Origin of the sequence: Bradyrhizobium daqingense (assembly GCF_021044685.1) — a bacterium.
GTDB lineage: Bacteria > Pseudomonadota > Alphaproteobacteria > Rhizobiales > Xanthobacteraceae > Bradyrhizobium > Bradyrhizobium daqingense.
Window position 1 is genome coordinate 7730239 of record NZ_CP088014.1, and the last position, 11149, is coordinate 7741387.

The window sequence follows — 11149 nt, forward strand, 5'->3', positions numbered from 1 at the left end:
TCCGCCAACTTTATCCGGCTGCTATTGATGCTACGCGTCATGCAGATGGCGCTCGCGCCTTGTTGTTGGAAAAGAGGATTCACTCGTGTCCTGATTAAGACAAATCGTTGTAATTGTTGGCGAAGCCGCCGCTGAAATGGCCGTCTTCCTCTAAGCGTCCGCTGGCGAAGAAGCGTAGCCGTTTCTTGCTTGCCCGCCCGGGCACACAAACGCTAGCTTCTGCGTGTGGCGCTATCGATTAGCCTTAGCAGCTCTCCACATGGTTGACCAAGATGGGCGACTCTGAAGCTCGCGCTCACCTAACGACTTGAGATCGGCATTCGTCGGTGTTGCGGCCGAACAGCTGGGCCTTCTCACGTCCTGGACGACGCGCTCGCTCGGGCGATAGCCAAGATGCAAGCGAGCGGCGCGGAACGCATGACGGCCTCGGTCCTGATGGTCGCCAGACCCAAGCGGCTCGGGGGAAAGCGGTTTGCCCGTCCGCTGGCGATCCGGCCGCGACGGAAAGTGGAGCACTGGTGAATGGTGATCTTGCTCGCGCGCAAGAGACCGCCTCGGGCGCGTTGATTGGCAGCATCGTCTAGGCGATGACGCAGCCCCGACTGGCTGTTTAAGGAGCGGACGCAACGCGTGACGCTGAGGTGGCTCGCGTCCTCGTCGATCATGTTCGGCGCCAGCCAGTCTTGTCGCAAACCCGCCACAGCAACGTAATGTCTGCGGCGCCCGACAACTGCACCAGGTTCTCATATTTCTCTTACCGTAAGCGACGTTCGCGTCCCACTCGCAAAGGTTTGGCGTGGGGATTGCAGTCTGTTGATCAACGTGTTTGCAAATCGCTGGCGGGGGGTATGGAGGCGACAACGACGGAGAATTACGAGGTGCGGCCGAACGACCAGGGCAGGAGCTCGTCGATCCGGGACTGCGGGTGACCGGTTGCGATCGCTTTGAGCGTCGCTTTCATCCAGACGTAGGGCTCCACGCTGTTGATTTTGCAGGTGGCGATGAGCGAAGCTATGCGCGCCCATGAACGACCACCTTCGTCGTGACCAGCAAATAAACTATTTTTACGCGTCAGAGTCAGCGGCCTGATTTGATTTTCGACGGGATTGGTGTCCATCTCAACGCAACCATCGTCGAGAAACAAGGTGAGGCCATCCCAATGGTTCAGGAGATAGGCGATCGCCTTGCCCATCTCGCTGCCCGGCGACAGGCGAGCGGCTTGCTCGCGCAGAAACCTCTCGAGTTCAGCGACGAGCGGCCGTGATCGCTCGTTACGGGTCGTTTGCCGAGCCGGGGCGTCGGCGCCACGGATCTCCTTCTCGATCGCATAGAGTGCGGCGATGCGCGCGAGAACGGCTTCGGCGATGGGTGAGCCGGCTTTCGGAGTCGCTGCGATGATCTTGCGCCTTGAGTGGGACCAACATGCGGCCAGCCGCAGCGGCACGCCGCCTTTGCGCTTGGGCCGTGCGAGCCGATGATAGCCCTGGTATCCGTCGACCTGAAGGATGCCGTCGAAGCCCTCGAGGATGCGCTCAGCAGCTTCCAGTTCAGCCCTTCAAACAGCGCTTCGAACTGCACGCGCGTCAGATGCATGACGCCGTCGCTGATCTGCGGCCACTCGAAACGACCATCGCGGCCAAGGCGCTTGTAGACCAAAACGAGGCCCGTGCCGTCCCATAGCAAAATCTTCAGCCGGTCGGCGCGCTTCGAACGAAAAACCACGATCAGGCCCGAATGCGGATCGAGCCCAAGCGTGTTTTGCACAAGACCGGCCAGCGCGTCGTGCCCGCACCGGAAGTCAACAGGACGCACAGCAAGCACAATCCGCAGTCCCTGCGCCGGAATGATCATGCGCCGCGCTCGATCGCAGTCACGATCTCCGCGATCCGCACCGCCGACACGTCCGCATCCAGGCGGACCGAAACCTTGCCAATCGTAATCTCGACGGGCCCTCGCTCTTGCCTGACGCCACTGGATCGCTCAGCTCGATCGACACGAAATCCGCCGCGTCGTCCGTGACCAATGCGAGCCGGCCAGCACGCGCCAATCTGCGCCACGTCGTCAACTGCTGGGCCTTCACACCATAACGCCGTGCGACATCACATACCCGGGCGTCGGGCTTCATGCTCTCGAAAACAGCGCGCCCCTTGATCTCCGCAGACCATAACCGGCATCCAGAACGCGTCCGGCGCGTAAGCTTCCCCACAAAGCCATCAGCTTCGGCTTCCTCCCCCGATTGTTCCATCGCCTTCAGTCTCCTCTCGGCTCTCTGACAAGCCAAGGATCGCAGAGCGAAAGCCGAAGCGAAACCAGTCAATCAAATGGGAGAAAAGCTCCGCTTACCTCTTACCGGCCAGGCCTGGGATCAGACCAGAAGTCAAATCGGCCCAGAAAGGCAGGCATTCTTATTGCAGACGTTACCGTGAGGTTTGTAGCGACGCGCTTCAGGCTACATGTGGACAGGCGCAATGGCCGTGAAGGACGAGTTCGGGCAAGCGGACTGCAACTTTGCGCGACCGGTGTCTGGTGGAAATGTTCGGGCCAGGGTTCGCGCTCCAGATCAGGTTGAGGATGGCGAGGCAATTAACTCGAGAGAGGCTGGAGCCGGTCCCCAGTCCGGCAGACGAAGGCTTAACGCGCCGGGCGGTGTTGGGCGCCACCATCGGCAATATGCTCGAATTCTACGACTTCGGCACCTATAGCTTTTTCGCAATACAGATCGGTCAGGCGTTCTTCCCGGCAACCGACCAGTTCGCCAGCCTCATGCTGTCACTCGGAACCTTCGGCGCGGGTTTTGTGACCAGGCCAATCGGGTCCATCGTGCTCGGCTCCTATTCGGATCGGGTTGGCCGCCGGCCTGCCATGACCGCCAGCTTTGCTATGATGAGCGTCGCGGTCCTATTATTGGCCATTACGCCATCGTACGAGACAATAGGATTTGCCGCTCCGTTGCTAGCCATCTTCGCACGCTTGCTGCAGGGCTTTGCTCTCGGAGGCGAAGTCGGTCCAACGACAGCCTACTTGATGGAAGCGGCACCAGCCAAAGCCCGCGGTCTTGCTGTCTCCTTTCAGCCCGCGAGCCAACAGGTCGCTGCGACGGCTGGAGCGTTGGTTGGAGAAATACTCTCGCTCACCATGACAAGTGAGGCGCTCAATGCATACGGATGGCGGATCGCGCTGTTGCTCGGCGCCGTTACTTTGCCGTTCGGACTTTGGCTGCGGAGCGTCCTACCCGAAACGTTTCTCCGCCCGGAGGCGCCGGTTCTGGTCACCCGGCCTGTAAGGCGATCGCCCGCCGCTCGCCGCATCATGAGCTTGGGATTCGTCATCTTGGCCAGCTGCACGATCACTACTTACGTTACGGGATATATGACCACCTACGCCTTGAACACCCTCCACGTATCCGCGCCTCTCGCCTTCGGCGCCACGCTCATCAGCAATATGGCAGGCATTGCTGCGGCGCTGTTGGGCGGCCTGCTCGCCGACCGCGCAGGCCGCCGGCGCATCATGATATGGCCGCAGGCAGCTGCGTTGCTGATGATCTATCCGGTATTCTTGTGGATTGCAGAGAGCCGCAGCGCCTTCGCACTTTTAGGAGGCCTCGGCACGCTCACCCTTATCGGAACGGTTCCGTATAGCGCCTTCTACGTAAGCATGGCCGAGAGTTTGCCCAGGAACATTCGTGGTGGCGCCTTCGGGACGACTTACGCTTTTGCCATAGGCATTTTCGGAGGCACAGCTCAACTGGTCGTCACATGGCTGATCTACTTGACCGGGAGCGCACTCGCGCCCGCCTGGTACATGCTTTTCGCGAGCGCGGCCGGGCTCTTTGCCATGGTGATGATGCCGGAGACGGCGCCACTCAATTTCGAGCGAAACCATAGACGAACATCTGTAACGGCACGATCGCCGCCCTAGTAGCTTAGCCGAACAGGTAAGGATGACATCTGTGACGTCCGAAATGCGAACATCGAGCAGGAGCACGGTATGGGGCTAGCCCGAACAGCAATCTATCCTGAAAACTGGCGCAGCTTGACATCGTGAAGGAGTTCCGGCCGTAACGGCAGCGTCGCGGTCTGAAACGGCTTTCTCCGTTTACCCAACGTTCGCCGATGCTGCAGTTGAGCGATCGGGCTGCCGTCACCCGCCGGCTGGAGTGAGCAATGACTCTGATCATCTTTAGAGAACAAGAAGGCGCGGCTCGCACCATCCGCCAGCGTAAACGAACGGCATAAGGATGCGGCCGCTGACGGAGCAGCGGCCGCACGAGGCTCGATCCTCATTCTCTGCTTGATTGTTTTCCGTCGTCAGTGCAGCACGCACGCGGGATCGGTCAAGCAAAAAAACAGATCGCAGATACCATTCAATGGGTCATCGGCGCACTGAGGATACGATGTATCGGCTACCTGCACGCTGGAGGTGAGCGGTTGCGCGGCAACTTCTGCAGCAAATGGAGGTACCGCCGCGGTCGCAAGTGCGAGGGCGCTCGCCGTCACCAAAACTGACTTCTTCATTGGGAGATCGCTTCCCTAGGTTAGCCCCAGCCGTGGTGACGGTCTATATGACGACGCTACAATCGGTAAAATTGATTTTCTTGATCAGATCTATCGACCGAATGGATAAGTTCGGCCATCACCGCATCGCTCCGTCTACCCGCTCGGAACCTGTAGACCTACTTATGATCGGATGCTCGTCGCACCTCCGTCGATGCATTTCTCGGAGCACCCGACTAGGGTCTGTTTGGATTCAGGATTGAACTTCCCAGCCGGAACGATTCAAACTCAATCCGCTGCAGAAATGCCGGGGCCAAACACCTAGTTTTCCGTTAATTTCTCGGCGTCAGCTTACGGACAGCTAAGCTGCTTATCTGCGGAGTCAGGTCTAACGACCTGAAACACAATGCAACCGGCATAGGAGTGTGGTCGTCATGGACGATCGAGTTAACAATATGTCGCATGTTCCATCCTACGATGAGTATCATTACGCTAGCCCGTCTTATTCGTAAAGGACCGGCTCATGCGTCGGCTTTGTCAGCTTTCTGTCAGCTCGTCCAAATAGTAGCTCGTTGTGATGAGAACCAATTACAACAACTGGCCCTCCGACGGGCAAAGTGTGGACCAGCAGCGCGATGCGCTGGCCGGCACTTCTGGCGCAGATGGTGCTGCTTTTACGGCCGCTTTAGCTGCTGGACCAGCGTCTTCCGCTTTTGACAAGAGGACAGGTGTGTCAGTCCGCCTACACAGAGTAAGTAGCAATATTGGCAACGCCCAAAGTGTTTCTTTGTTTACTGATGCCAATGAACGCAATAAGGTGGGAGCGATGACCGTGGCGCCGGGGCGCAACAGTTTGCGAATTCTCAGCATAGAAAATCTCGGCCGGTCGAGGTACAAAGGGGTCGGGACGGCTATGATTGAAGTCGCCGATCATACTAGGCAGTCCGCGGGCCTTTCCAAGCTATCCCTTCTCTCTCAAGATGAAGGAGCTTCAGCATTTTTCTACAAGAAGGGATTCCGGTTTGCGGACGAGGGCAAGAATGCGGAAATGCGGACTGTCATTTCCAATCCACGATACGTCTCAGATGAAATTCTTATGGGCGAGATGGAGCGCTAGCCCGTCTTATTCGTAAGAGTGCGCCTGAGGGCTGGCGAGCGTGGTGTAAAGCGCTGATGCGGCGTAGGATTCGGTTGCGAAGCCACCCCATCACCTTAAACCACGCCCGCCATGACCGATGATACGATTCTGCCATCCTCGTTTCCAGCCGTTCACGCCAAGAAAGTCACAGCTGCCTTCGATGGCGGTCGATCCACGTCTACGACACGGATAAGAGCCGGCCCGTGGCCGTCGTGCTGCGGCCCGGCAAGACGCCGGGCGGCGTCGAGGTGCGTGCCCATCTGCGCCGCCTGGTACGGCATATCCGCACGCGATGGCACAACACGCAAATTACGTTCCGTGGCGACGGGCACTATGCCCGGCCGGAGGCAATGGCGTGGTGCGAGACCAACGGCATCGACTACATCTTCGGTCTGTCCGGCACCAAGCCTCTCGCCAGAAAAGTCGACGAGGTCGCCGACGACATCCGCACCCGACGCGCCATCGAGAACCTGCCGGTTCTGCGTGGCTATACCGAGACCCGCCACAAGGCAAAGTCCTGGGATCGCGAACGGCGCACTGTCGCCCGTATTGAGGCGGCGATGCTCGGCCTCGACATCCGTTTCGTCGTCACCAGCCTCGATGTCGGCTCGGCCGAGTGGATCTACGACAGCCTGTATTGCGCGCGCGGCCAAGCCGAGAATCTGACAAGCTGCATAAGTCACAGCTCGCCTCCGACCGCACCAGCTGCCGTTCGGCGCTCGCCAACCAGGTCCGTCTCGTGCTCCATACGGCCGCTTATTGGCTGATGCTGACCGTGCGCGAGGCCATTCCCAAAGTCCGGGAATTGGCCGCTGCCGAGTTCGCGACGCTGCGTCTTCGGCTCTTGAAAATCGCTGCCCGTGTGGTCGAGACCACGAGCCGCATTCGCCTTGCGTTCGCCGCGGCCTGTCCGGAAGCCGACCTGATCCGCTGCTTGCCAGGTGCGCTGCTGCCGCTCGGTCCTTGACCGGCGGGGCGTCCGCCCCCCGTTCGCCCAACCTATACCTCAAGCGCGTTGCAAAGTACGGGTCGTCAGGCGGTGAAAAGCCGAAGGCAATCCTGTGCGCCTCGTCAGACAAGATGTTCGGCCGCATCAATCGGGCCCCAAAGCCGCACTCTCACGAATAGGACGGGCTAGCATTGTTAGGAGGTTTGTGCATGTGCACATGATGCGCGCCGACTCGAACGACGGCCAGGCGCGGAGACGTGACCATAGGAGACTCCGTGAAATCTTGGACGGACTTCGCTGCAGGCTCTCCGATTGATCGATATCGTACAGATTCGTCGCACTCTCAGGATTGCTGGCTTCTTCAAGAATGCAGGAGCTTTGAATGAAGGATGGGGAATGCCATGGGTGTGCTGGTTTCCGCTCGATCTCGCCCACCGTTCCGATTTGGTGTCGCCCGCCATGCCCAATCGCTTTTCTTAGCTGCGGCTGAAGTTCGTGCATGGTTTCCTCGGCGCGCCCGGTGCTGCTGCTTCTTCCTCGCACGTGCGTCAGGCATTTCCTGGCATTGGACGGGGTCTTCTCGGCATAACGCATTGCAAGCTCGTCAGGCTCCAAGCTCTTCTCAGGCAATTGCAGACGCGACAACCACAAGCAGTTCTGCCCGCAGCAGCCCATTACCCTTGCCGTCCCACCAAGCCTGGTAGGTGCGATCACGGGTCGTTTCGGGGATGATCCGACGCGAGTAAAGGTGCAACAACGGCTACAGCTATCAACTAGGAAATACGAGCGTCGGCCTCCAAAGAACGGAAGCCGGATTTCCTATGGCGACTGGTTTCACCAGCCAGCGGTGGCGAGAACTGTTTCCCGGACGGACTGATGTCACATCAATCGTGGATTTTCAGGTTGCACATCCGCTCGTCGGTAACGCCGGCGATATTCTGCTCGAGCACCAACTAGGGCGAGACGGCGAACGGCCGCTAGTGAACTGGCGTCCTGCCAATGACGAAGCGAGAGCCCGTGCAGAACAACTGGGCTTCGTTCATGTGGATCCCGATGATATGGTACTTGATCCCACCCAGTCCAAACAGTGGAGATATAGGGATGGTGAATGGCAGCGCGCAACCAATTCTTCGATGTATCTCTCCAAAGCGTCGAGCGATGATGAACCTTCATCAGAGCCCGACTCGGATGGAGACTTCATGTGACGTGAGATCTCTACCAATCCATTTGAGGTGGAGCAGAGCGCAGACCAACCGACACCTGCGGCTTACGATCGAGCCTTGGACGGAGCGAAGCCCAAGCCAATTCGGCTCAAGCCGTGAGGTGCACTGTACTGGCGGCGGTTTACGAGAGCTGGTGCCTATAATAGTGACCTGCCACTGCGTATTTCCTCCAGAAGGAGTTAGAGTCCGGCCCGAAGAAGGACGGACAGATGAAGCGAGCAAGGTTCACGGAAGAGCAGATTATCGCGGTATTGAAGGAGCATGAGGCTGGGGCGAAGACAGCCGACCTGGCTCGCAAGCACGGTGTTTCCGAGGCGACGATCTACAATTGGAAGGCCAAATTCGGCGGCATGGACGTTTCCGAGGCGAAGCGGCTGAGGGCCCTGGAGGAGGAGAACGGGAAGCTGAAGAAGCTTCTGGCCGAGCAGATGCTCGATGCGGCCGCACTTCGCGAGCTCCTTTCAAAAAAATGGTAGGGCCCGCCGCCAAGCGCGCTGCGATCGCGCATCTGCAGGCCGTCATGAGCCTGTCGGAACGGCGGGCCTGCTCGATTGTGGGGGCGGATCGGAAGATGATCCGCTATCGCTCCAGCCGCCCGCCGGAGGCAGTTCTGCGTGGCCGATTGCGCGATCTCGCCAACGAGCGGCGGCGTTTCGGCTATCGCCGGTTGTTCGTCTTGCTGCGGCGGGAGGGCGAGCCATCGGGGATCAACCGGATCTACCGGCTTTACCGCGAGGAAGGGCTCACCGTCCGCAAGCGGCGGGCTCGCCGCAAGGCGGTGGGGACCCGGGCCCCGATCCTGGTCGAGGCGAGGCCGAACGCGCGCTGGTCGCTGGATTTCGTCCACGACCAGTTCGCCAATGGCCGACGCTTCCGCATCCTCAACATCGTCGACGACGTCACCAAGGAATGCCTGGGCGCCATTCCGGAGACGTCGATCTCGGGGCGGCGCGTGGCCCGCGAACTGACGGCAATCGTCCAGCGACGCGGCAAGCCAGGAATGATCGTGTCCGACCATGGCACCGAATTCACCTGCAACGCCATGCTCGCTTGGTGCAAGGACGCAGCCATCGATTGGCACTTCATTGCGCCGGGAAAGCCGATGCAGAACGGCTTCGTCGAGAGCTTCAATGGCCGGATGCGCGATGAGCTACTCAACGAGACCCTGTTCTTCGATCTCGATGACGCCCGCACCAAGATCGCCAACTGGGTCGCCGACTACAATCTCCAGCGTCCCCACTCGTCGCTGAAATACCTGCCCCCCGCGGCCTACGCCGCCCACCTCACCGCAACGGACGATCGGCTGCGCAACCCCGACCAGCTCCGCCGATCGTCCGTTGCTCCATCCGCGCCACTTGGCGTACAAAACCTCAAGACTCTAACTGCCGCTGGATGAAAATGCAGTGGCAGGTCAATAGCACAAAAGAAAACCCCGGCTTCCAGCCGGAGTTTTCGACTCCCGCCCGGGCGGGAGGAGCGGATTGCCTATGGCAGGCGCCAGCGTCATTGTGTCCTCGCCATCAGAATGGCTCGGGATCTTTCCGGGTTGCCTGGGTGAGGAGGGTTTCGTTGGCCGTTTTCTTCGTAGGCGTCTCGAGAAGTGTCGGGCCAACTCATCGAGCAACGAGACCATCCACCCGGGCTCGCCGGCATTGGATGCGAAGATCAAAAAATGGAGCAGATGTCAGGACAACTACCTTGCCTTCGTTCAACTCGCGTCAGTCAGGCTATGGCTGCGCCTTAATGAATCCGCGCCCTAACACTACTTTGGCAGATTGTTAGAATTGGGCTTTTATTAGGATTCTCATCCTGGCTTGGTTGTGATTCAAGCTTGGGATGGACCGATTCGTTTTGACTGACGCCCAATGGGCGAAGATGGAGCCGCTGTGTCTTGGCAAGCCGGGCGATCCCGGCCGGAGCGGCAAGCTGTTTGTCGAAGCCGCGCTGTGGATTGCCCGCACGGGCAGTCCGTGGCGCGATCTTCCGCGCGCCTTCGGCAACTGGATAACTGCGTACACGCGCTTTCGCGACTGGGCGAAGGCGGGCGTCTGGAAGCGCATGTTTGATGCGGTCTCAGACGAGCCGGACATGGAATATGTCATGGTCTGTAGAAGTTTCGACTTAATCTGACGGCAAGGTTTGAACTGGCAGGGAATGGAGCTGCGGGCGAGCAGGAGCGCTCACCCAAAGGGCGCTCCCGCGCAGCCCGCGGCGTCTCACAGGGAGACGTTACCATGACCCAGGAACAGAAGTCATTCGCGCGAAAGTCGGCATGCTGGAATTGGCCAAGCAGCTCGGCAACGTCAGCCAGGCTTGCCGGATGATGGGCTATAGCCGCGACAGCTTCTACCGGTTCAAGGAACTGTACGACAAGGGCGGCGAGCTGGCGCTGATTGAGATCAGCCGCAAGAAACCGGTCCTGAAGAACCGTGTCGCGCCGGAGGTCGAGGCAGCCGTCGTTGAGCTGGGGATCGACCAGCCGGCCTGGGGTCAGGTGCGGGTCAGCAATGAGCTCAGGAGCCGCGGCCTGTCGATCTCCCCGTTCGGCGTGCGGGCGGTGTGGCTGCGTCACGACCTCGCCAACGTCAAGAAGCGGCTGACGGCGCTGGAGGCCAAGATGGCCCAGGACGGCCTGGTGCTGACCGAGGCCCAGCTCGTTGCGTTGGAAAGGGCCAAGTCCGAGAAGGAGGCGCACGGCGAGTTCGAGAGCGAGTGCCCCGGCTATTGCGGTGCGCAGGACACCTTCTATGTCGGCAACATGAAGGGGGTCGGGCGGATCTATCAGCAGACCTTCATTGACACCTACAGTAAGGTGGCGTTCGCCAAGCTGTATGATCGCAAGACGCCGATCACGGCGGCCGAACTGTTGAATGATCGCGTGGTGCCGTTTTTCGATGCGCGGGGCATCCCGCTAAACCGGATCCTGACCGACCGCGGCACCGAGTATTGCGGCAATCCGGAGCATCACGAATATGAGCTCTACCTCGCCGTCGAAGACATCGATCACACCCGCACCAAGACGAGGAGCCCACAGACCAACGGCATTGTCGAGCGCTTCCACCGCACCGTGCTCGAGGAGTTCTATCGCGTCGTGTTCCGCAAGAAGATCTATCCGAGCATCACTGCCTTGCAGAGCGATCTCGATGAGTGGATCGCTGCCTACAATGAGGTGCGCCCACATCAGGGGCGCTGGTGCTACGGCAAGACGCCGATGCAAACTTTGCGTGACGCAAGTGCTCTGTCGAGAGAAAAATTGTTGCCGGCTGCGTGGGGTCGCACATGAAACCTTTGTCGGACACCTGCCGCGACAAAGCACTCGCTGTCAGCTCAAGTCCCTTCTTTTACA

The 11149-nt window shown here is 59.6% G+C and carries 9 protein-coding genes and 2 pseudogenes; 7 read left to right on the forward strand and 4 right to left on the reverse strand.

Annotated features, from left to right (window positions below; genetic code table 11):
• Positions 1–871: 871 nt before the first annotated feature.
• The 3 genes and pseudogenes from tnpC to LPJ38_RS36640 all read right to left on the reverse strand — a co-directional run bounded on the left by tnpC (position 872) and on the right by LPJ38_RS36640 (position 2245).
• Positions 872–1546 carry an IS66 family transposase gene (gene tnpC / locus LPJ38_RS36630; RefSeq protein WP_223154101.1) on the reverse strand — a complete coding sequence of 225 codons (675 nt, stop codon included), beginning with the start codon at positions 1544–1546 and terminating at the stop codon, positions 872–874.
• 50 nt (positions 1547–1596) lie between these two features.
• Positions 1597–1851: pseudogene (gene tnpB, locus LPJ38_RS36635) on the reverse strand (IS66 family insertion sequence element accessory protein TnpB); the annotation flags it as partial.
• Positions 1852–1870: 19 nt separating this feature from the next.
• Complete coding sequence (locus LPJ38_RS36640; protein WP_011084671.1) at positions 1871–2245, reverse strand: transposase; 375 nt, start codon at positions 2243–2245, stop codon at positions 1871–1873.
• A 326-nt stretch (positions 2246–2571) separates the two neighbouring features.
• On the opposite strand from LPJ38_RS36640, the gene LPJ38_RS36645 reads away from it, so the two are divergent.
• Positions 2572–3918, forward strand: coding sequence for a citrate-proton symporter (locus LPJ38_RS36645; RefSeq protein ID WP_174719444.1), 1347 nt, complete (start codon positions 2572–2574; stop codon positions 3916–3918).
• A gap of 389 nt (positions 3919–4307) precedes the next feature.
• Here LPJ38_RS36645 and LPJ38_RS36650 read toward each other — a convergent pair whose 3' ends face one another.
• The gene (locus LPJ38_RS36650) at positions 4308–4514 is read right to left on the reverse strand and encodes a hypothetical protein (RefSeq protein WP_011084669.1); all 207 of its coding nucleotides are present in this window, start codon (positions 4512–4514) and stop codon (positions 4308–4310) included.
• Positions 4515–5070: 556 nt separating this feature from the next.
• Here LPJ38_RS36650 and LPJ38_RS36655 point away from each other — a divergent pair.
• The 6 genes and pseudogenes from LPJ38_RS36655 to LPJ38_RS36680 all read left to right on the forward strand — a co-directional run bounded on the left by LPJ38_RS36655 (position 5071) and on the right by LPJ38_RS36680 (position 11086).
• Positions 5071–5610: a GNAT family N-acetyltransferase gene (locus LPJ38_RS36655; RefSeq protein WP_014498653.1), complete on the forward strand. Its 540-nt coding sequence runs from the start codon at positions 5071–5073 to the stop codon at positions 5608–5610.
• Between the two features lie 191 nt (positions 5611–5801).
• Positions 5802–6598, forward strand: a pseudogene (locus LPJ38_RS36660) (IS1380 family transposase); the annotation flags it as partial.
• Positions 6599–7401: 803 nt separating this feature from the next.
• Positions 7402–7785, forward strand: coding sequence for a hypothetical protein (locus LPJ38_RS36665; protein ID WP_011084664.1), 384 nt, complete (start codon positions 7402–7404; stop codon positions 7783–7785).
• A 227-nt stretch (positions 7786–8012) separates the two neighbouring features.
• Positions 8013–9199 (forward strand): IS3 family transposase gene (locus LPJ38_RS36670; RefSeq protein WP_095424349.1). Its coding sequence is split into 2 segments (ribosomal slippage): positions 8013–8265 and positions 8265–9199, totalling 1188 coding nucleotides; the frame shifts between segments, so codons are not numbered across the junction.
• 440 nt (positions 9200–9639) lie between these two features.
• The gene (locus LPJ38_RS36675; protein WP_011084662.1) at positions 9640–9933 is read left to right on the forward strand and encodes an IS5 family transposase; all 294 of its coding nucleotides are present in this window, start codon (positions 9640–9642) and stop codon (positions 9931–9933) included.
• Positions 9934–10075: 142 nt separating this feature from the next.
• Positions 10076–11086, forward strand: coding sequence for an IS481 family transposase (locus LPJ38_RS36680; protein ID WP_011084661.1), 1011 nt, complete (start codon positions 10076–10078; stop codon positions 11084–11086).
• Positions 11087–11149: the final 63 nt, after the last annotated feature.

Excerpts from the sequence above, each read along its gene's own strand:
- LPJ38_RS36640 (WP_011084671.1), bottom strand. The coding sequence starts at position 2,245 with ATGGAACAATCGGGGGAGGAAGCCGAAGCTGATGGCTTTGTGGGGAAG.
- LPJ38_RS36645 (WP_174719444.1), top strand. The coding sequence starts at position 2,572 with ATGGCGAGGCAATTAACTCGAGAGAGGCTGGAGCCGGTCCCCAGTCCG.
- LPJ38_RS36650 (WP_011084669.1), bottom strand. The coding sequence starts at position 4,514 with ATGAAGAAGTCAGTTTTGGTGACGGCGAGCGCCCTCGCACTTGCGACC.
- LPJ38_RS36655 (WP_014498653.1), top strand. The coding sequence starts at position 5,071 with ATGAGAACCAATTACAACAACTGGCCCTCCGACGGGCAAAGTGTGGAC.
- LPJ38_RS36665 (WP_011084664.1), top strand. The coding sequence starts at position 7,402 with ATGGCGACTGGTTTCACCAGCCAGCGGTGGCGAGAACTGTTTCCCGGA.
- LPJ38_RS36675 (WP_011084662.1), top strand. The coding sequence starts at position 9,640 with ATGGACCGATTCGTTTTGACTGACGCCCAATGGGCGAAGATGGAGCCG.
- LPJ38_RS36680 (WP_011084661.1), top strand. The coding sequence starts at position 10,076 with ATGCTGGAATTGGCCAAGCAGCTCGGCAACGTCAGCCAGGCTTGCCGG.